Raw genomic sequence first — 20316 nt, 5'->3', positions numbered from 1 at the left:
TGATTACTAGTTAACCATTGTCTCTCCATGGTTCCGTTAACTGTCTCAAGTAGGACTTTAACGCTCCTTGAAGTTCTTTTCTTTGTAATGCAAATTCAATTGTTGCTTCAATATAGCCTAACTTGTCACCGACGTCATATCGTTTGCCTTGAATAGGGTATACCACCATCTGCCGCTCCTGATTTAATATGCGCAGAGCATCCGTCAGTTGGATTTCCCCTCCCCGTCCAGGCTCACATCTCTCTAATATGCCGAAAATTTCAGGAGTAATGATATATCTGCCGATGACCGCCATATTGGATGGCGCGTGCTCACGATCCGGTTTTTCTACGAGATCATCGATATACGCGAAGGGGCCAGACCGCTGAGAAGGCGATACGATCCCGTACTTGTTAACATCCTCCCATGGCACTTCCTGCGTCGCAATAACAGTGGTCGAGGTTTGATCAAACAGATCGATCATTTGCTTCAAGCAAGGCGGCTCCGATTGGATAATATCGTCGCCAAGCAGCACCGCAAAAGGCTCGTTCCCAATAAACTTACGCGCGCATAAAACCGCATGACCAAGACCGAGAGGCTGTTTTTGACGAATATAGTGAACATCGGCCAAATTAGATACTTTGCGTACGATATCCAGAAGCTCTTGATTGTCTTTCTCCTCCAGCATCATTTCCAGCTCAACGGATTTATCAAAGTGATCCTCAATTGCCCGTTTATTCCTTCCAGTAACAATCATTATGTCCTCGATGCCTGATGCAATCGCTTCTTCAACGATATACTGGATTGCCGGCTTATCGACAATCGGAAGCATTTCTTTAGGCTGAGCTTTGGTTGCTGGCAAGAACCGGGTACCAAGCCCGGCTGCGGGAATGATAGCTTTACGAACGTTCATGTGCTTTCCTCCTTGCTTGATTTAGCTGATCGACAACATCCACGGACACTTTTCGAGAACCGATAGGAGCGTGAAATACCACTCCATTCCTCTCACCGTGAAAATCGGAGCCAGCTGTAATAATCAAAGCATGGCGCTCAGCAATCTGTTTATAATGTTGTTCCTGCTCTGGCGAATGATCGGAGTGATATACTTCCAAGCCTGCCAAGCCATTCGCGGCTAGTTCCTCTATTAATTCGTCTTGGTCATACAATCCGGGATGAGCCAGTACAGGAACGCCCCCAGCCTCCAAGATCCATTGAATTGCAGTAGTAGGCCCTATGCGCGGCGGATTGACATATGCGGCACCATCTTTACCCAAGTACCGGTCAAACGCTTCGGTCATGGATGCGACATATCCTTTTCTTACCAAGGCATCGGCAATGTGCGGCCTTCCTATGGTCTCATCTGCTTTTTTGGATTGAATGAGCGATGCCTTCACATCGTCCATAGTCATTGACAAGCCCAGCTCATTCAAACGTTCGAGCATCATTTCATTGCGTCGATCACGCACATTCCTCATTTCGCCTAACCGTTCCAAAAACAAAGCATTGTGATGATCGATATAGTACCCCAGCACATGAATATCCTGCCCCTTCGATAAAGTACTAACCTCCACACCAGGGACTACGGTAATTCCTAATTGTTTTCCGGCTTCCAGAGCCTCGTCAACCCCTGCTACAGTGTCATGATCGGTTATCGCAATTGCCCCTAATCCCGTTTCAAAAGCGATTCTCACATTGTCTGATGCGGGTTGTGTCCCGTCGGATGCTAGCGTATGGCTATGTAAATCAGCATATAGCATTGGTTTCAACCCCCTATTTTTATAATACTAACCTAAATTATTGATTGAGCAATTCTAAATCCATTGGCTTAAATCACGCTCACGTAAAAACGAAACGAAAGTAACGGCAGCAATCGGTAAGATCGTGGAATTTAAATAAATGGCATAAAAGCTTCGCTTAAACTGAATACCTTCTATCCTTTTGACCTCAAGCACATTTAGAGCCAGCTCGTGTTTAACGGAGGACTGCGATAAGATAGAGATCCCAAGCCCCGCTTCTACCGCTGATTTGACCGCACCTGTGCTTCCAAGCTCCATAACGATCTTCATATCTCCGGGATCGAAGCCCGCTCTGGACAGCTCTTCTTCCATAACCCTTCTCGTACCCGATCCCTGCTCGCGCAAAACAAAAGGGTACTGTAAAACCTCTTCCAGACTGACCGTACCTTTCCCAGCTAAAGGGTGGTCACGAGGAACAATAAGCATGAGCTCGTCATTCATAACCGCTTCCGTATGGACATCGGGATGATGAACCTCCGCTTCAACCAACCCGAAATTCAATTGATGGTTCAGTACCTCATCTAATATTTGCCTAGTGTTAATGACTTTCATACTTACCGAAATATTCGGATACTCTTTGCCAAAAGGTCCGAGAAGCCGCGGCAATATGTACTCTCCTACGGTCATGCTGGCACCCAAATACAGCCTGTCCTCGAGCATATGAGTAAATTTGGACATATTTACATCCGTTTCTTTCATCAAATCGATACTACGCCTGGCAAAAGGCAGAAGCGTCCTTCCGGCTTCTGACAATTCTATTTTTTTCGTAGAACGATTAAATAGCTTGGTACCGAAATAATCCTCAAGCGACTGAACCTGCATCGTCACTGCGGGCTGAGTCATATGAAGCGCATGAGCAGCGTGAGAAAAGCTCCCTTTTTCCGCAACCGTATAAAAAATATGAAGCTGGTGAAAATTAAGTGCCATCTCTCCAACTACCTCCAACTTGCATGGTAGCCCTATTATAGCAAAGAAAAGAGCCCCTCAAAAGAGAAGCTGTCCAAACCTTGTCAAATAGAGCGGACGTGCTCTATTTCCATATAAAAGAGCCCTCCGCATCCAACAGTCGGAAAGCTCTCATATCCATATAATGAAGGCGCTTACCTTCTTTTGCGGCTGTTTTTTATCAGTGTCATTCGGCGCGAATGCCGTAACCAGGAATAATAGGACTTCAAATCTCTCAATTCAATCGTCTCGGACATTCGGCCTAAGAATGTAACAATAATCATACGCTGCAGCCGATGCCCAGTGAACGGCTCCGAATCATCGGGAGTAAATTCAGCAACCATGACAAGGTCATCATCAACGAGGTAGACATCCTCACCATTCTTATAATAAGACTTAATCTTACCTTCTTTCAGCTTGCTCCATAAAAAATCGCAGATGTCGTCGTACCCGGTTTTCTGGTTTTCTACCCTATCAGTCCAACGGATCCGAGCATGATTTGTGATTACGATATCCGTAATTTTTTTATCACCAAGGGCAACATAGTACGGTTCGCAGTTGTTTGAACGGTGTGCTGCTTTATCTCTCATAAATCACAACCCCTCACCCAGTAAAATAGTCCCTTTTACCTATGTACAAATTTTATATAATTTCATTTTACTTGATTTAATAGGTGATTCCAAATAAAAAAATCTTTAGAAAAGAAAACAAAAAAAGCTTCCGTTTGAAAGAAGCTTTTGCTCTAGTTGTATGGACTTTTCTTATAGGGTGTAAAATCTGGTTTTGTCAGGCATATTACTTGTATATTCGGTTTTGATTTCGTTTCGGTACGAACGCTCTACCTTTTTAACGAATGGCAGCTTTTGCAGCTGTTTGGTCGTTTCATCTAATTTACTGCTGTGGACGTACATTGCGGCGTAATGCATTCTCTTGGAAATGAAATGAACGCTTCCATATCGTTCGAGCTGCTTTGCCGCGGCTTTGATATCGCTAAACCATACTATAAGACCACTTCGATCCGTGAACATAGGGTCATACCTTCTTTCTATAGATAAGGATAAAGTAAAGAATGCCAAACCGGAATTGCCGGTCCGCATCTAATAATTTCTGTATAATGTGTGCTTGGAAGCGCTGGCATATTCGGGTGCCCGATGATGCTGTGGCAGCAATTCCGTATGTAGTCTTGCATGAAGGTTCATTCAGAGAAAGCAGATAATGCAAAGGGGAATCAAAGAAGAGCAAGTGGAGGACACTGCGGCCCTCCAACCAGCCGTTTAAATACTATCCGCAGCTGCCAGAGCAGGATCCTCCAGTGGAACAGCTTCCTGAAGAACAACTGCCTCCTGCCGCAAGCGGGTCGTTGCTAGGTACCTTGATCGTCTCAGAAACACTGCGGGCTATCAATTCAGAAACCGTGAACAGCAAATCATCCAGACGCTGTTCCGCTTCCTTAAATCGGCTAACCGCCTCCAAATTATCTAACTGACTCTGAATCGACTGAGCCTGCTCCAGTGCGCTATGATAATCCGGATGAAAATGACCGAAACGCTGGCATTCATCAAACAGTTCTTTCTTTTTCTGAAACTGCTTCAACAGCTCCTGCACCTTAGGGTCCTCTTCTTTTTTCTGCTTCCAATATAAATAATCCGCTGTCTCTGCGGAATCTTTAATTAAATCTCCCAAGTCGTAAGCCTGCATCAAAATGGCAGACATGTCCAATGCTTGAGCTTCAATAACTGCCATAGTAGCACCTGCCTCATCACGAAATATTTATTGGGTCGGACAAGTCTATCATACCATACATTGAGCTCATTTGTTGCATCAATATTTATCATTTATCCCAGGCAAAATAATCTTCATTTCTTGCCAATCATCGGCTAGCCAACATATTTCCTGCAATTCTGAAGGCTCTAACCCGGTCATACTCCACGTTCCGCGAGTTTCCTGAAGCTTCCTCGGAGCGATTAATCGATCCTTGCCGTTATGCCGAACCTGTACGGCCGCTTTCCATTCCATCGCCTTCTCAACGATCTCCCTTCGTGTAGAAGCATGATAGGTCCGATAATCCTTCATCCATCCCGTTGGAATTCCGTTCAGGTCGGGGTACAGCTCGGCAATATTAGGAAGCCTCTGCTCCATCTCAAAATAGGCAATGTTATGTCGGGAATATATAAATCCCTTGGCAGCCATTTCCGGTTCACGCTCAAGAAATGCTATATCCCCGTTTTCCGTATTCTCCATGACCTTCATGATATGACCGCCACTGCTGCCCGTACTGTCCACTTCCGAGACCGTACCATCCAGCAACGCCATTTTTCCCGGTATCCAGCCCGCCTTATCTAGCATCGCCCTTAGAGAACCCAATTGATCGGACTTTACAATCCATGCCAGTTCACCAACCGCTTCAAGGAAAAAGTCTGACGATACCGTAAGTTTCCTCACCCTATCCGCGACATCCGTGTTTTCACAGCGCAGCAAAATTACTTGGGAGAACTGCAATTGACCGAACGGCTTCGCCCATTGCTCCAGAGTCAGTTTCACATTATCCGGTATGTCATACAACGCGTGCCGCTCTAGAAAATGTATAATCCCCTCGAATGAACGACCATTTTCAAGACCTCTTTGCATACATTCCTTATTCAGTTTATATACAGAAACCGCGTCGGATTTGTACTGCTCCGAGAATACAGCCAGCTCCCATCTTACCGAGAAAGATACGCCGGGAGGGACCAGCACTTCAAAATCCGGCTGTACATAAAAACGAACGTCCTCATCCTCCGTTAATTCCGGATTCAACGGATGGTTACGCCATCGATAGCACGCATCCCCAGCAGTATCCCATCCCTTTTCCATCCATCCAAAGGCGATAAGCGGCAGAAGCCACTGCTGCTCCAACATTTCAAAGCCATTCCCTTGGTTCTCAATATCCGATTCGATAGGCATCAACTGGTGAGCGCTCAGCCAATGCTTCAGACTCTGTGAAGAAATCCACACACCGGTTGGCTGCCACTCCAGCCAGAAAACGGCATGCTGCATCCAAGCCTCCCCAGGAAACAAGACAGACTTCCAGAGCTGATATAAAGCTTTGGTCTGCTCAGATTCTTTTAGCGATAGCCAATAGCTGGAATGAACCTCATTCAACCCAAGCTGTTCATGATCTAGATCCATCAACTGCAATCGAGTCAAGCATTCCATAATGACAGCAATTTTTAATGAATATATATCTGCATAGACATATTTTATGCCGGTTCCTTGGAACCATTCATCGCGAAGCGAGAGCTGTTCTCCAAGTTTTTGAAGCTGTCTTTTTGGGAGTGTGCCTCCCTTGGTTAGCTTCAGCTGTTGTTGTCCTATGTAAACCATGCTCTGGAATATGTCTTCAGCCAGTCCTTTTCCACCTGTTTCGGACAGCTCGACATAAGCAGGCTTTAATGCTTCACAGCTCTCTTCTACTGCATCCATAAATAGAATCCTATGCCATAAAGCAAGACCATCTAGTGCCATCCTATAAACATGCTCTCCCCAGGATTTGCGAAAGGCAAAACATATTCCTTTCTTCAGCAGCATCAGAAGACCAACTCTTGTATCAGCGCCTGACATAACCGGAGCCGCAAGCTTTTCGAGCTTCCCACTGTCAAAAGGCTCACAGCCGATTGTCGTTACAATCAGCCGGAGCACCTGCTGTTCCTGCAATGTCATTTGGTTATATACCGTTTCCATGATGACCTGATTCAATGACATACTCTCCAACGTATGCCCTTGCTTCAACCAAGGAGCATAAGCAGCCTCAGCTTCTATCTGCTTGCGCAAGGTCTGCGGCATTATGGCAATATAATCAACTTGATTCATGACAGTGCAGCCTCCTGTCCGTCCGCTGAGTAAACAGCCTTCAACTGATTGACTGAATCGGCCTCTGGCACACGTTCTTCAATACGGTATGTGTACCCCTGTTCGATCAAAAACAACTGACGATTGAGAGCAAAATCCTGTTCTTTCGTATCCGAGCTTACAATGGAATAAAAGCTCGCTTTATTCACTCCCTCTTTGGGACGCAAGATACGTCCCAATCTTTGTGCCTCCTCCTGCCGCGATCCGAAGCTCCCCGAGAGCTGTATAGCCACGGATGCATCAGGAAGGTCAACGGCAAAATTGGCAACCTTGGAGACGACGATTACGGAAAGCTCTCCCGAACGAAATTTACAATACCACTTTTCCCGCTCCTCATGTGGCATTTGACCATAGATCAACGGTGCTCCGGTAAAAGAGGAAATGTCTTTCAGCTGATCAATATACTGTCCTATAATAATAACTTGATCTCCTTTATGACGCTCAAGGAGCTCGTCAACTATGGCGAATTTGGCAGGATTCTCACTTGCAATCCTCATTTGGGCTCGAGACTCGGCTGTCATATATTGATCCCGTGCTCCGTCTGGTAATGGCACACGAATCTCCGTGCAAGTAACGGAAGCGATCCACCCTTTTCCTTCCAGTTCTTTCCACGGCATATCATACCGTTTCGGACCTACCAAAGAAAATACATCTTCTTCCCTTCCATCCTCCCGCACGAGAGTAGCGGTAAGGCCTAACCGTCTTGTTGCTTGAATATCCGCCGTTACCCGAAAGACCGGAGCCGGCAGCAAATGCACTTCATCGTATACGATCAAGCCCCAATCTCTTTTATTAAATAAATCCATATGTTTGAACAAATCGTCCTTCGATTTGCGATAGGTCAATATCTGATAGGTCGCAATGGTAATAGGACGTACATCCTTCATTTTGCCTGTATATTCTCCCACCATTTCTTCGGTCGCATCCGTTTTATCCAATATTTCGTGCTTCCACTGCCGAACGGAAGTGCTATTAGTTGTCAGTATCAATGTAGCACAGTTTAATTTGCCCATAGCCGCGATTCCAATAATGGTTTTGCCCGCTCCGCAAGGTAATACAAGAACACCACTTCCACCTTGCAAGCTGCCTTCACGATAAAACGAATCTACCGCGGAGCTTTGGTAATCCCTTAGTTGAAACTCCTTGCCTGCCATACTCTCCGGCTTTAAACGAATCGGCAGCTCCTCACCGCGACTGTAGCCGGCCAAATCTTCGACTGGATAACCGAGCTTAATCAATTCCTGTTTTAAAGCACCACGGTAGGTTGCGGAAAAACGAAGTGTTTTGTTATCTACTTGGCACAGACCATAGGAGCGAAGCGATTTGAATGATACCATTTCTTTTATCGCTTCCACATCATCGGAAATAAGCAGTAGATCTTCGCCCAAGCTTTCGATCCGAATGAGCCCGTACCGCTCTACAAACCGTCTAATATCATGTTTAATCGTATGGGGAACGCCGAACTTGGCATTATCTTCTAGAAACGTGGTAATTTCTTGTGTCGTCATTCCAGCCGCGGCTGCATTCCATAGTGACAATGCCGACATCCGGTATGTGTGAATATGCTCCGGTGTTTTGACTAAATCCGCAAACCGGGCTAATCCGGCACGTACGGCATCAAATTGAGGGTGGCGCACTTCCAGCAATATTGTAAAATCACTTTGCACAATGAGCGGCCTTTTCGAATCGATCTGCATCTCGTCTCGTAACCTCCCCGAACTTTGTCGTATTTACTCGAATACTTTATTCATTCTAGTATGAGGGGAAACAGGAATATTTAAACATTGTTCACTTTACAAGAAGATTCAGTAGGCACTACAATTAGAAATTAGCGAAGATTATCATCGGATTGAGGGGACAAAATGAAAAAATTCGGGATCATTGCAGCCGTCATGCTGCTATTATGCTTGTCAGCTCTGCTGACAGGTTGTAAGGAAAAAGCCGCTTCGTCCAAAGCAGGGCGGGAATCGGTTACGATTGAGCGCGTAGTCGACGGAGATACGTTCGAAATCAAAAAAGATGGCAAAAAAGAAAAAGTGCGGCTCATTGGCGTCGATACACCAGAGACCAAAAAAGCAAATACCCCTGTCATGTTCTATGGCAAGGAAGCATCGGACTATACTCAAAAGCGTCTTGAAAACAAAACCGTCGAGTTGGAGTGGGACGTGGAAAAACGTGATCAATACGACCGTTATCTTGCGTATGTATGGATTGGCGATGAGCTATATAATCGTACCCTAGTACAAGAAGGCTACGCACGGATGGCGACATTCCCTCCAAATGTGAAATATGTGGATCAGTTCAAAAAAGATCAAGAAGCGGCACGCAAGCAGCAAAAAGGCCTTTGGAAAAACTATGACGCCGCCTTTGATAAAAAGAAATAAGATACAACCATTGTAAAAAAAAGCGGAAGACGCCTGCGCGCTTCCGCTTTTTTCTTATTATTTGATTAATAAACCTACTTTACGATCCCCCGCAGTCACGTACTCCATTCCGTCCTGCCGGTCAAATTCGAAGACATTCAGCAGCACATTCTCCTTAAGCACAAGCTCGAATCGTTCAACCGCTTCTCTCATTTGTGGATCCAGGTCCAATACCAGATCAATCCGTTTATCGACAGGAAGATCAAGCTGTTTTCTGTAATCTTGTACTGCACGTACCAATTCCCGCACAAGTCCTTCCTGTTCAAGCTCAGGCGTCAGCTCTGTGTTGAGCGCTACCGTCAAACCGTAACCAGAAGCGGAGGCAAATCCTGGTTTGGCAACCTTCTCTACCAAGAGCTCCTCAAGCGATACATCAATCACTTCACCGCTGCTTAGAACATGTTGATAGCTGCCTGAATGAACAATGTTTGCAGCCTCCTTGGCAGATTTTGCGCGCAATGCTTGCTGCAGCTCCGCCACCTGCTTTCCGTATTTAGGCCCTGCCGTTTTTAAATTCAGCTTCAAAGCAAAATCGACTAATCCATCCGCGCTGGTTTCCACTCTTATTGATTTAACATTGATCTCTTCTTTGATAATAGCTTCATAGCCGGATAAATCCATAGATCGGTCGAGAGCGGCTATAAGCTCGGATAACGGCTGTCGAGTCTTCACTCCGCTTTCGTTACGAACGTTACGAGCAAGCTCCACTACATTTCGCACCGTTTCCATATCCTGCTCCAGCAGCATATCTACTTGCCCTGCATCCGCCTGAGGATAGTCAGCTAAGTGCACACTTTCCATTTCTCCGCCTAAATTAAGATACAGGTCATCGGATAAGAAAGGAGTGTAAGGCGCCATGAGCTTCGCCAGCGTTATGAGGACCGAGCGAAGCGTCTGGTAAGCACCAAGCTTATCTTCTGTTAGACCATTGCCCCAGAATCGATCTCTGGAACGGCGAATGTACCAGTTACTCATTTCATCTACAAAGGTTTCAATCGCCTTGGCCGGGTTCAAGAAGTCGTTTGCTTCCAGCCCTTTTCCTACATTTACAACCAATTGATTTAAGCGGGAAAGCACCCAGCGATCTAAAATATTGTCGCTTTGCACGTTATCATGCTCCTGCGGCTTGTAGCCGTCAATGGAAGCGTACAACGTGTAAAAAGCATGCGCATTAACAATTGTATCGATAACCTTCGATTTGGCTTCTGCAACGATCTGCTTGGAAAACCGCTTGCTATTCCATGGTGCACTATCAGACAGAAGCGCCCAACGGAAAGCGTCCGTTCCATAATCGTTAATGATTTCCCATGGATCGATAACATTCCCTTTGCTTTTGGACATCTTTTGGCCGTTCTCATCAAGGATATGTCCTGTTGAAAGAACCGCTTTATAAGGTGCTTTTCCGTTAAACAGCGTTGAAACGGCCAATAAGCTAAAGAACCATCCCCTCGTCTGGTCAATCCCTTCACAAATCATATCCGCAGGATATTGACGCTCAAACAATTCCTTATTTTCAAATGGCACATGATACTGAGCAAAAGGCATCGATCCACTATCGAACCATACGTCGATGACCTCAGGTGTACGTTCCATCGTTCCTTCGTCACAATGAGGACATTTCAACTTGATTTCATCCACAAAAGGTTTATGCAGCTCCAGATCAGCAGGTACTTCATGAATAGATTTCTCCCTCAAATCAGCAGCACTAGACGGTACATACTCTCCCTTACAGCACGAACAAACCCAGACGTTTAAAGGAGTGCCCCAATAACGGTTCCGGCTAATGTTCCAATCGACCAGTTCTTCCAAGAAGTTCCCGAATCGACCGTCACGCAAGTGTTCTGGATACCATTTTACTTCGCGGTTATTGGCGATTAGCTGATCTTTGACAGCCGTCGTGCGAATAAACCAGCTTTCTGTAGCGTAGTACAGCAGAGGTGATTTGCAGCGCCAGCAGAACGGGTAGCTGTGTTCGTATTTTTCCTTGGAGTAAAGCAGTCCACGTTCGGAGAGCAGCTTCACGATATCGACATCGCAATCTTTGACGAATCGGCCAGCAAGATCAGTCACATCATCCACATAGCGTCCTGCCGCATTTACCACACTTAACATGCTGATTCCGTTTTTCATAGCAACCTTGTAGTCATCTTCACCATGAGCAGGAGCAATATGAACGATCCCTGTACCGCTTGCATCGGTTACGAACTCACCATCGATGATAAAATAACCGTTCTGAGCCTTCACATAGGCTAAAGGAGGAGAATAATGAAGCCCAATCAGCTCCTCACCTTTTAATGTATCTACGATCTCGTAGTCGCTTTTCATGACCTTGTCAACCAGATTTTCAGCAACGATGAACAATTCGCCATTCTGCCTAACCTTGGCATAAGTTAATTGCTTGTTCACGGCAAGTGCTACATTCGCAGGCAATGTCCAAGGTGTTGTCGTCCATGCAAGGATGAATTCTTCACGGCCCGCAAGCCTAAACTTCACCGTTGCGGACAAGTCCTTCACATCCTCATAGCCTTGAGCCACTTCGTGAGAGCTTAACGTCGTTTGACAGCACGGGCAGTACGGACTTACACGATGACCTTTATATAAAAGTCCTTTTTTGTGAATTTCAGAAAGCAGATACCATACGCTCTCGATGTAATTGTTGTCCAATGTAACATACGGATGCTCCATATCGGTCCAATATCCAATTGCCTCGGTTAGCTCCCGCCATTGCCTTTCGTATTCAAAGACACTTGCCTTACATTTCTCCACGAAATTAGTAACACCATATCGTTCGATTTCTTGCTTGCCCGAAATACCCAGCTGCTTTTCTACACCCAGCTCTACTGGCAAGCCATGAGTATCCCAGCCTGCCTTACGCAGTACCTGATGCCCAGTCATTGTTTTGTACCGGCAAATAAAATCCTTGATAACCCGGCCAAGAACATGACCGATATGAGGCGCACCGTTTGCGGTTGGCGGCCCTTCATAGAATACGAAATTCGTCTTGCCTTTCCTGTTTTCGATCGATTTCTTGAATGTTTCTTGCTTCTGCCATTGTTCGAGAACCCGAAGCTCCCGGTTTCTTGCTTTCTCCTTAGGGTCTACATTCCTCATCATCTTCACCTCGTAAACGTAATTATGAAAACAAAAAAGACCCGTCCCCAGAAGGGACGAGTCATCGCTCGCGTTACCACCCTTGTTCCACGCAAATCCGAAAAAAGCTAATGCGCGGCACTCATCAACGTACCAACATACGTGTTCCTTGTAACGGCGGACACCCGGTTAAGCTTACTCGATTGCACTTTCAGCTTCACTTCTCCGAGATGATTTTCAACTAAGACATGAACACCGGCTTTCAGCAATCACCGGCTCTCTGGGGATCAAAATCATAGTTTACTCTTTCTCGTCATCGAATTTATTCAATATGCTTATAACACGTTATATACTAAAATTATAGTTCTGTCAAGTCATAAATCAAAAAAGGATAAGATCCCTTTACATACAAAAAAAAAGTGCCCTTTTGAAAAGAGCACCCTCTTAATGCTATATTTTATGCACTAAAAATTAGTGAGTTCCTTTAACGTCCATTTGAAGCTCTCTAGTTTCCTTTTTATACGTGGAGCTATTAATACGCTCTTGCAGCTTCTCGTAGTACAAATCTTCATTGATTGGAAGATCAACCCAGTTATCCGTCCAAGAAGACAAATGCATTGCATTGGAAAGCGTCAAGCCTTTGATTCCCTCTTCACCCGGGGCCAACAATGGCGTGCCGTTCAAGATATGGTTAACAAAGTTTTGTGTGATGCCTTTATGGCCTGGTCCTGGCACACCTTTAATAGGCACTTCGCACTTCCAGCATTCAGGGGATCCGAATCCGCCTTTAAATTCTTTGTTAAACTGGGGCTCAGGTGTACGCAAACGCCAGAAGGTCAGCTTCTCGTCTTCGATAACGATTTTACCTTGGTCTCCCGTCACTTCAAAACGGTTAGTCCCTGGTGCTTCACCGGTTGTTGTAACAAACAAGCCTGTAGCGCCATTTTCGTACTCTACATAAGCCGTTACATCATCTTCAACCTCGATATTGCGATATTTACCAAAGCCGCAGAACGCTCTTACACGTTTAGGCATCATATCGATAGTCCACTGCCACAGGTCAAGCTGATGCGGGTCTTGGTTAATTAGAACGCCGCCGCCTTCGCCAGCCCATGTTGCGCGCCAGCCGCCGGAATCATAGTAGCTTTGGGAACGGTACCAGTTCGTAATAATCCAGTTAGTGCGACGAACTTCTCCAAGTTCACCAGATGTAATAATATCTCTTAGTTTTTGGTAGAGAGGATTTGTGCGTTGGTTATACATAATACCGAAGGCTTTACCGGATTTCGCAGCTGCTTCGTTCATTTCGCGAACTTGCTTCGTATATACTCCGGCAGGTTTTTCAACCAGTACATGATATCCATGAGAAAACGCTTTAATTGCTGAAGTAGGGTGATCATAGTGAGGCGTTGCGACGATTACCGCATCAAACGCTTTCGATGCAAAAAATGCATCCAAATTATCAAACAATTGAATGTTTTTGCTGCCATGATTCGTTCTTACCCATTCCAGACGAGAAGCATCCGTATCCACAATGGCTGTCAGTTCTGCACCCTTGACTTGGTTGTTAACCAAATATTCCGTATGGCCTTTACCCATGTTGCCCACACCGATCAAACCGATACGTACTTTATCCATTCGTGTCTCTCACCTTCCATTTCTTATTTTCATAAGAATTATTAACAATCTATTTACACTCATTATTATATATTGCACACGTGAACATTACAATATAAAAATAGCATTTATTTCTCTTCTTTTCCTTAATAAAAGCAAAAATCGCTCTCCTAACTTGGAAGAACGATTTGCTTTACGATCATTTTATATTATGAAGACCTTACACAGTGACTTTATTGTTGGAAGAAATTTGACTCAATGCTTCTCCTGCTTCATCCTCAAATTTATCCCGTACAGCCAAGTCACCTATGGAGACAATGCCTACCAAATTGCCGTTCTCACATACTGGCAAACGACGAATTTGCTGCTTTGCCATCATTTTAGCCGCTTCATCTACGGTCGTTTCAGGTGAAGCGCAAGTGATTTGATTGCTGCTCATGACTTCTTTCACTGCAGTAGAGCCTTCCTTCTTCTCGGCAAAGCCGCGGATAACCAAGTCACGGTCTGTGATAACGCCAATCAGCTTTTGGCCGTCCACTACTGGTATGAACCCGGTATCCTCTTTCTTCATCTTAACAGCAACTTCATAAACATTATCCAATAAAGTAACCGTCGCGCAGTCTTTCGTCATAATTTCCTTCAAGGTTCTACTCAAGGAAAATCCCTCCCAAAGAAGTTAGTTGGTTTAGGAAAACAATCACCGCAAAGCCTGTGTCTGTCTTCCTGCGCAAACATAGAATTTCCCGAAACCTCAAGTGACATGCGCTGTGTCGGTTAGCACTTATCGGCATTCCATTCGTTCTGGCAATCTTCAATCATGCTGATAAACAATTTGGCCGCCGCAGCCATAGACGATTCGTCGATGTCGAATTTTGGATGGTGATGCGGATGTACAATGCCTAACTCCGGGTTTCCCGCTCCAACGAACATAAAACAACCTTTACGGTGATGAAGATAATACGCGAAATCTTCCCCAGCCATAATAAGAGGTGACGTTTCGAAGGCTCCGACTTTGGCCGCGGCGCGATAAAATCTCTCCGCTTCTCCAGCATCATTAACAACGGGAGGATATCCTAATTTGTAATCAATCGTAAAGTCGGCACCATACATGCGACAGGTTTGCTCCACGATCGTTTCGAACCTCTGCTTGACTTCCAGCCTTAACTCAGGATCGAACGTTCTTACCGTTCCATTAAGATGAGCTCTTTCTGCAATGACATTAAAACTGGTGCCGCTGTGAAAAGAACCTACAGTCACAACGCACGGCTGAGTTGGATCTACAGTTCGGCTCACAATAGTTTGCAGATTAACAACCAAATGCGATGCTATGGCAATACTATCAATCGTTTCATGAGGAAGTCCCCCATGTCCGCCCTTCCCTTTTACAACAATTTCAAACTCATCTGCCGCAGCCATCATCGGGCCTGGTTTACAATAAGCGGTCCCAGCAGGAAGCGGGGTCCATAAATGAATTCCGTATACGTAATCGACACCCTCTAGCGCTCCATCCTCAATCATACTGAAGGCTCCGCCTGGAGTTATTTCCTCTGCATGCTGAAACAAAAATACGATGCTTCCCCGCAGCTGATCGCGATGCTCTGCCATAAGCTTGGCAACTCCAAGGAGTGTCGACGTATGAGCGTCATGACCGCAAGCATGCATTACGCCTTTTACTTTAGAAGCAAATTCACAATCTTTCTCGTCTTGTATCGGCAATGCGTCCATATCGGCACGAAGAGCTACGGTCGGACCATCGAGACTACCTTTTAAACGACCGATAACTCCGTTGCCCCCGACGCCGGTTTCCACTTCAATTCCCCATTCCAGCAAGTGCCTGGCTACGAAGTCAGCTGTCTCTTTCTCTTGAAACGATAATTCCGGATGCTGATGCAAATACCTGCGCCAGCCCACCATTTCCGGATATAACAGGTCCACTTTTTTCAATAAGGATTCCATGGCTATTACCTCCGGTTTTTGATTTCTTTTTATTTTACCAAATGCCGTGCATTCTTTCATCCATGTGTCACAAGAATTTCAAATTTTTCTTGCGACTTCGCTTGTACATTTAGCAATAGGCTTGCACAACTTTGGGAAACATACTATCATGAAAAAAGAAATGAGAATAAATGGACTTGACTTTCTAGGAGGGCTTTAACAAGTGATTATTGAAAACAGCGGCTTAAAAGGGCTAAAAAGCGATCTTGCCCATTTAGATGAAAGCAGTGCAAAATTGGGCTTTGTTCGTTGGCAATGGGAATACTACCGTGCCACTTACGATTTGAAAATCATTGACAATGCGACTCGCAAAGAGTACTTTTTGCGCATAAATACTCGTGTCGAATCCGGGAAGCTGGAATCGCCTTACGCTATTCTTTACATAGAAGACATCTATATTGGAGTAGCTACATTCCCGCATGGCTTGGATTATCAATCTCCAATCCCTGATTCTGTAATGAAAGTTGCACAACAAAAGCTGTCGCAGCTTAAAACCGAACTGTCTGAATAAGCGGAGGTCGTCATGACTTCCCCGCGCAGAGGAACTCCGGATTTTTTGCTGCTGTTTTTAACTTTTTTACTGGTTTGCTTCGGTTTGGCTATGGTATTCAGCGCAAGCATGGCGTATGTGCGTACTGTACAAATTGACGATGCGAAGATTGCGGTCAACGATCCCTCTTACCTCGTTATTCGTCAGGCGATCTTCATTGCTTTGGGTACCATAGCCATGTTTTTTTGTATGAATATCGATTTCAACAAGCTGAAAAACTGGGTCAGGCCCGCCTTCATTTTTGTTGTTATCATGCTGCTTCTAGTCCCCGTTATTGGTAGAGAAGTTAATGGAGCCAAGAGCTGGTTTTATATCGGAGGGTTTGGGATACAACCCGCTGAATTCGCCAAACTAGCCGTCATATTATACTTGGCAAATTTGATTACCAAAAAAGAGGACAAGTTTAATGACTTCCAAAAAGGACTACTGCCTGCACTGGTCATTGTCGGATTCATATCCGCTCTTATCATGCTGCAGCCGGATTTCGGGTCAACGATGATATTGGTCATGTGCTCTGCCATTGTTATCATTGCTGGCGGTGCCAACATGAAGCATTTGTTCGTCTTAGGGGTATCAGGCGCTGGCGTATTGGCCGTTGCAGTCGCAATTCATTTAATTCAATCTGGCGGTAAAAGCTACAAGATTGACAGGTTCACGTCATTTATGAACCCTTGGGCGGATCCTCTGGACTCCGGTTATCATTTAATCCAGTCTTTATACGCCTTCGGGCATGGGGGATTCTCCGGAGCTGGCTTCGGACAAGGGATACAAAAGCTGCACTATTTGCCTGAAGCGCATAATGACTTCATATTTTCCATTATTGGCGAAGAACTCGGCTTTATAGGTGCGGCACTCTTTATTTTCGTATATCTCGCCTTCTTATGGAGAGGTTTGACCGTAGCGGTTCGCTGCAAAGACTCTTTCGGTACACTGGCAGGTGTAGGCATTGTCGGAATGATCGCGATTCAAGCCTTGATCAACCTAGGCGGGGTCACAGGAAGTATTCCTCTTACAGGGGTTACGCTGCCATTGATCAGCTACGGTGGATCCTCTATGCTGGTTACACTGGTCAGTGTTGGCATTTTGTTAAGCTTGTCCAGAGAGTATAATAAACCCGAAAAAGAAGCAACCAAGAAAAAGAGAGCCTGACCGGCTCTCTTTTTTTATTCTCCTGTCGTCCGCTTTCTTACAAAAAAGCAGCGCTAGAGATGTCTTATTTGCGCAGGGCAAGAGGTGCGGAATCTTTATTTCACTCTATGTAGATCTTCCACGACAACGGCCTCTTCTTCGCGGAACGCAACGCCTTCCACTTTAACATTCACTTCAACCACGGTTAACCCCGTCATATTCTCAACAGCCTCACGTACGTTAAGCTGCAAATCATGACAAACTTCTTGGATTTTACTACCGTAATTGACAATGACTCGCAAATCAATAGCTGCTTCTACCTGACCTACTTCGACAGAAACGCCTTTTTGTACATTTTTGCCGCTCAGCCTTTTGGCTAATCCTTCGGATATGCCTCCCGACATTGCGGCGATCCCAGGAGTCTCCAACGCAGCTAAGCCTGCGATTGTCGAAACGACATCATCTGAAATGCGAATGAGACCTGATTGAATTTCTTCGGACATACGGATCACTCCTTAATGGGTTATAGTACCATTGTAATGACTTCTATCCGGGAAATCAACTTGTGCAAACTAACGTTTAACCAACGTTTACAACGATTTCACAGCTCCGCCATCAACATAAAAAACAGACCCTGTCATATAGCTGTTAAGAGGCGAAAGCAGGTAAGCAGCAATCGTTGCCAGCTCGTGCGGTTCGCCGTAGCGACCGAGCGGAATGTCCTGACTGAGAGCCTGTCTGACGGTTTCGACGGATTGATTGTCGCGATCGGCCTTTAATGAATCCAGCTCCATAATGCGATCGGTCATAATTCGGCCAGGACATACCGTATTCAGTAAGATGTCGTCTTTTGCAAATTCTATCGACAATGTTTTCATCAGCCCGACAACACCAGTCCGGAAAGTGTTCGATAAGACAAGACCAGGTATAGGCATCTTCACGGATGTAGAAGCGATCGTAACAATTCTTCCCCCTTGCTTTGCGAGTAAAGGGTGAAATCCTCTAATCAGTCGAACGACACTCATCATATTTCCAAAAAAGGCCTTCTCCCAAGCCGCGTCATCGAATGAAAGGAAGCTGCCGCTTGGTGGGCCGCCAGCATTGCATACAAGTGCATCTATGGATGTGAAATGATTCGAAGCGTGATCGATCAACTTCGTAATATCTTCGATTTGACTTACGTCAACAGCTAAGGCTTCCACCTTAACACCATACTGATTCACGATCTCTTGAGCGGTTTGATCAATGGCCTCCTTATTCCTGCTGCAAAGGATCAAGTTAGCGCCTTCAGCAGCCAGCTGCTCTGCAACAGCCCGTCCAAGACCTTTGCTGGATGCGGTTACTACAGCTGTTTTTCCTTCTAGTTTTAGATCCATTTTTACCTATCGCTCCTTCTGGAATCATGTTTACTTTATCCTAATTTATGGGTATATTAGAATAGGTTTTATTCAATAAGGTTACTTTACCATACGAGGTGAACGTTTTGAAACGTCATATGTTTAAAATCGGGTTGATCGGAAGCTTTGTCATCAGCGCCGTCGCCCACTACTCCGGCTGGGCTTCCCCAACAGTTCAATTCATCATCTCTTGTATCGCCATCTTGTTTGTGGCGGGCTTTTTAGGTAAAGCCACCGAGAGCGTAGCCCACTATGCCGGAGAACGTCTGGGGGGGTTTTTAAACGCCACCTTTGGTAATGCGGCTGAATTGATCATTGCCATCTTTTTAGTCAAAGACGGGTTATTCGATATCGTGAAAGCTAGTATCACTGGTTCAATTATCGGGAATCTGCTTCTCGTACTTGGATTAAGCTTGTTCGTAGGCGGCCTGAAATATAAGGAGCAGCACTTTAATGTCAAACTAGCCAGTCACAATGGCTCCTTGATGATTCTCGCTGTCATTGCTTTGTTCGTTCCAGCTGCATTTGCCAAAAGCTTGACCAGCTTTGAAACATCTAACATGAGCATTCTTGTCGCCGTTATTTTGATTGTGGCTTACCTGCTCTGGCTGCTTTTCTCAATGGTTACTCACAAAAATGAACTGTCCGATGAAGTTGTTGAACACGGAGAGCCGGCATGGTCCAAAGGAACCTCCATAATGTTCCTCGTCCTTGCTACCGCCATGGTTGCATTTGAAAGTGAATGGCTGGTCGGTACGCTTGAAAGTATAACGCACAAGTTTGGTTTATCCGAATTGTTCGTCGGAGCATTCCTCATAGCCATCATTGGCAATGCTGCTGAACATAGCGCGGCAGTCATGATGGCACGCAAAAACAAAATCGGAGCTGCCGTAGAAATTGCCGTTGGAAGCAGTCTCCAAATTTCTCTATTCGTTGCACCGGTACTTGTACTTGTCTCGATGTTCTTCGGCAAAACGATGAACATCGTATTTAGTACCTTTGAGCTCGTCGCTATCGGAGTGGCGGTCATCATTGCCAAATCCATCTCCCAGGATGGAACGACCAACTGGTTCGAAGGCGTTCTGCTTCTGGTTGTTTACTGCATTCTAGGTATCGCCTTTTTCTTGGTATAAGAAGCCGCTAACAAAAAAGAGTAGCCTTCAATTAGAAGGCTACTCAGATTGTAGAGAAACCCATGTTTTTTTAAAACGTTGGGTTTCTTTCTGTATTTAGAGGCTATTTTGAGAAGGCCGGATGGGAGGCTAGGCCTCTTTCGCCTTCCGCTCCAGATGGAATGCAATCTTTTTCATGTTTTGTACGGCTGCTGTCATAAGCGCTTGCTCCGTGACATTTCGAAGCCCCCGCAAACGGCAATAGCGAAACCCATGGAGCTGTTTAGCGTCCGCGAAGCTTCGCTCAATCGTTTCTTTTCGTTTTTGGTAAAGCCGCTTACCGGATCTACTCAACCGGTTTAATCGCACTTGCTCCTTGCTATCTTCCCAAATATG

At 45.3% G+C, this 20316-nt stretch carries 19 protein-coding genes and 1 other annotated feature; of the genes, 4 read left to right on the top strand and 15 right to left on the bottom strand.

All coding sequences use genetic code 11. The annotated features are described in order from the left end of the window. Positions 1-10 precede the first annotated feature (10 nt). From galU to BP97_RS36790, 8 genes are all read right to left on the bottom strand, one after another. On the bottom strand, positions 11-892 hold the full coding sequence (gene galU / locus BP97_RS0118035) for a UTP--glucose-1-phosphate uridylyltransferase GalU (RefSeq protein ID WP_028550344.1): 882 nt from the start codon (positions 890-892) through the stop codon (positions 11-13). Further along, positions 879-1736 (bottom strand): PHP domain-containing protein, encoded by an 858-nt coding sequence (locus BP97_RS0118030; protein WP_028550343.1) that lies wholly within the window; start codon positions 1734-1736, stop codon positions 879-881. The genes galU and BP97_RS0118030 overlap by 14 nt, the downstream gene beginning before the upstream one ends. A 54-nt stretch (positions 1737-1790) precedes the next feature. Beyond that, positions 1791-2702 (bottom strand): selenium metabolism-associated LysR family transcriptional regulator, encoded by a 912-nt coding sequence (locus tag BP97_RS0118025; protein ID WP_028550342.1) that lies wholly within the window; start codon positions 2700-2702, stop codon positions 1791-1793. Between the two features lie 173 nt (positions 2703-2875). Then, on the bottom strand, positions 2876-3310 hold the full coding sequence (locus BP97_RS0118020) for a hypothetical protein (RefSeq protein WP_028550341.1): 435 nt from the start codon (positions 3308-3310) through the stop codon (positions 2876-2878). A gap of 171 nt (positions 3311-3481) precedes the next feature. Beyond that, the gene (locus tag BP97_RS0118015) at positions 3482-3748 is read right to left on the bottom strand and encodes a YlbG family protein (RefSeq protein ID WP_028550340.1); all 267 of its coding nucleotides are present in this window, start codon (positions 3746-3748) and stop codon (positions 3482-3484) included. A gap of 253 nt (positions 3749-4001) precedes the next feature. Then, on the bottom strand, positions 4002-4463 hold the full coding sequence (locus BP97_RS0118010) for a YlbF/YmcA family competence regulator (RefSeq protein WP_028550339.1): 462 nt from the start codon (positions 4461-4463) through the stop codon (positions 4002-4004). Between the two features lie 78 nt (positions 4464-4541). Further along, entirely contained in the window at positions 4542-6569 is a 2028-nt protein-coding gene (locus BP97_RS0118005; protein ID WP_028550338.1) for a helicase-associated domain-containing protein, read from the bottom strand. Beyond that, the gene (locus BP97_RS36790) at positions 6566-8305 is read right to left on the bottom strand and encodes a DNA repair helicase XPB (protein ID WP_051620715.1); all 1740 of its coding nucleotides are present in this window, start codon (positions 8303-8305) and stop codon (positions 6566-6568) included. Before BP97_RS36790 ends, BP97_RS0118005 begins: the two co-directional genes overlap by 4 nt. Before the next feature lie 165 nt (positions 8306-8470). On the opposite strand from BP97_RS36790, the gene BP97_RS0117995 reads away from it, so the two are divergent. Continuing rightward, positions 8471-8992: a thermonuclease family protein gene (locus BP97_RS0117995; RefSeq protein WP_028550337.1), complete on the top strand. Its 522-nt coding sequence runs from the start codon at positions 8471-8473 to the stop codon at positions 8990-8992. Between the two features lie 57 nt (positions 8993-9049). Here BP97_RS0117995 and ileS read toward each other — a convergent pair whose 3' ends face one another. The 4 genes from ileS to BP97_RS0117975 form a co-directional block, all read right to left on the bottom strand. Further along, a complete protein-coding gene (ileS, locus tag BP97_RS0117990) occupies positions 9050-12142 on the bottom strand; it encodes an isoleucine--tRNA ligase (protein WP_028550336.1) in 3093 nt (1030 codons plus the stop codon). 49 nt (positions 12143-12191) lie between these two features. Beyond that, positions 12192-12447: a binding site (T-box leader), on the bottom strand. Between the two features lie 145 nt (positions 12448-12592). Continuing rightward, positions 12593-13759 (bottom strand): Gfo/Idh/MocA family protein, encoded by a 1167-nt coding sequence (locus tag BP97_RS0117985; RefSeq protein ID WP_028550335.1) that lies wholly within the window; start codon positions 13757-13759, stop codon positions 12593-12595. A 199-nt stretch (positions 13760-13958) separates the two neighbouring features. After that, positions 13959-14393, bottom strand: a complete 435-nt coding sequence (locus BP97_RS0117980; protein WP_028550334.1) for a CBS domain-containing protein — start codon at positions 14391-14393, stop codon at positions 13959-13961. A 119-nt stretch (positions 14394-14512) separates the two neighbouring features. Then, positions 14513-15694, bottom strand: coding sequence for a M20 family metallopeptidase (locus BP97_RS0117975; RefSeq protein WP_028550333.1), 1182 nt, complete (start codon positions 15692-15694; stop codon positions 14513-14515). 202 nt (positions 15695-15896) lie between these two features. On the opposite strand from BP97_RS0117975, the gene BP97_RS0117970 reads away from it, so the two are divergent. After that, positions 15897-16244 (top strand): YugN family protein, encoded by a 348-nt coding sequence (locus tag BP97_RS0117970; protein ID WP_028550332.1) that lies wholly within the window; start codon positions 15897-15899, stop codon positions 16242-16244. A gap of 12 nt (positions 16245-16256) precedes the next feature. Continuing rightward, positions 16257-17432: a putative lipid II flippase FtsW gene (gene ftsW / locus BP97_RS0117965; RefSeq protein WP_028550331.1), complete on the top strand. Its 1176-nt coding sequence runs from the start codon at positions 16257-16259 to the stop codon at positions 17430-17432. A gap of 95 nt (positions 17433-17527) precedes the next feature. Here ftsW and BP97_RS0117960 read toward each other — a convergent pair whose 3' ends face one another. Beyond that, entirely contained in the window at positions 17528-17914 is a 387-nt protein-coding gene (locus BP97_RS0117960) for an Asp23/Gls24 family envelope stress response protein (RefSeq protein ID WP_028550330.1), read from the bottom strand. A gap of 87 nt (positions 17915-18001) precedes the next feature. Then, positions 18002-18787, bottom strand: coding sequence for an SDR family oxidoreductase (locus tag BP97_RS0117955; RefSeq protein WP_028550329.1), 786 nt, complete (start codon positions 18785-18787; stop codon positions 18002-18004). 119 nt (positions 18788-18906) lie between these two features. Here BP97_RS0117955 and cax point away from each other — a divergent pair, with 119 nt between their 5' ends. Next, positions 18907-19941 (top strand): calcium/proton exchanger, encoded by a 1035-nt coding sequence (gene cax / locus BP97_RS0117950; RefSeq protein WP_442952376.1) that lies wholly within the window; start codon positions 18907-18909, stop codon positions 19939-19941. A gap of 129 nt (positions 19942-20070) precedes the next feature. Here cax and BP97_RS0117945 read toward each other — a convergent pair. Beyond that, positions 20071-20316, bottom strand: a 246-nt coding sequence (locus BP97_RS0117945) for a transposase (protein WP_028550327.1), incomplete at its 5' end; no start/stop codon positions are given.

Origin of the sequence: Paenibacillus sp. UNC451MF, from assembly GCF_000686845.1 — a bacterium.
Lineage (GTDB): Bacteria > Bacillota > Bacilli > Paenibacillales > NBRC-103111 > Paenibacillus_S.
This window is presented reverse-complemented; position numbering and strand designations above follow the sequence as displayed.

Bases quoted from the DNA above. Each gene is read 5' to 3' on its own strand.
- BP97_RS0118030 (WP_028550343.1), bottom strand. From the start codon at position 1,736: ATGCTATATGCTGATTTACATAGCCATACGCTAGCATCCGACGGGACA.
- BP97_RS0117975 (WP_028550333.1), bottom strand. From the start codon at position 15,694: ATGGAATCCTTATTGAAAAAAGTGGACCTGTTATATCCGGAAATGGTG.
- galU (WP_028550344.1), bottom strand. From the start codon at position 892: ATGAACGTTCGTAAAGCTATCATTCCCGCAGCCGGGCTTGGTACCCGG.
- BP97_RS0117995 (WP_028550337.1), top strand. From the start codon at position 8,471: ATGAAAAAATTCGGGATCATTGCAGCCGTCATGCTGCTATTATGCTTG.
- BP97_RS36790 (WP_051620715.1), bottom strand. From the start codon at position 8,305: ATGCAGATCGATTCGAAAAGGCCGCTCATTGTGCAAAGTGATTTTACA.
- BP97_RS0117960 (WP_028550330.1), bottom strand. From the start codon at position 17,914: ATGTCCGAAGAAATTCAATCAGGTCTCATTCGCATTTCAGATGATGTC.
- ileS (WP_028550336.1), bottom strand. From the start codon at position 12,142: ATGAGGAATGTAGACCCTAAGGAGAAAGCAAGAAACCGGGAGCTTCGG.
- BP97_RS0118005 (WP_028550338.1), bottom strand. From the start codon at position 6,569: ATGAATCAAGTTGATTATATTGCCATAATGCCGCAGACCTTGCGCAAG.
- BP97_RS0117955 (WP_028550329.1), bottom strand. From the start codon at position 18,787: ATGGATCTAAAACTAGAAGGAAAAACAGCTGTAGTAACCGCATCCAGC.
- BP97_RS0117985 (WP_028550335.1), bottom strand. From the start codon at position 13,759: ATGGATAAAGTACGTATCGGTTTGATCGGTGTGGGCAACATGGGTAAA.
- BP97_RS0118025 (WP_028550342.1), bottom strand. From the start codon at position 2,702: ATGGCACTTAATTTTCACCAGCTTCATATTTTTTATACGGTTGCGGAA.
- ftsW (WP_028550331.1), top strand. From the start codon at position 16,257: ATGACTTCCCCGCGCAGAGGAACTCCGGATTTTTTGCTGCTGTTTTTA.
- BP97_RS0118010 (WP_028550339.1), bottom strand. From the start codon at position 4,463: ATGGCAGTTATTGAAGCTCAAGCATTGGACATGTCTGCCATTTTGATG.
- BP97_RS0118015 (WP_028550340.1), bottom strand. From the start codon at position 3,748: ATGTTCACGGATCGAAGTGGTCTTATAGTATGGTTTAGCGATATCAAA.
- cax (WP_442952376.1), top strand. From the start codon at position 18,907: ATGTTTAAAATCGGGTTGATCGGAAGCTTTGTCATCAGCGCCGTCGCC.
- BP97_RS0118020 (WP_028550341.1), bottom strand. From the start codon at position 3,310: ATGAGAGATAAAGCAGCACACCGTTCAAACAACTGCGAACCGTACTAT.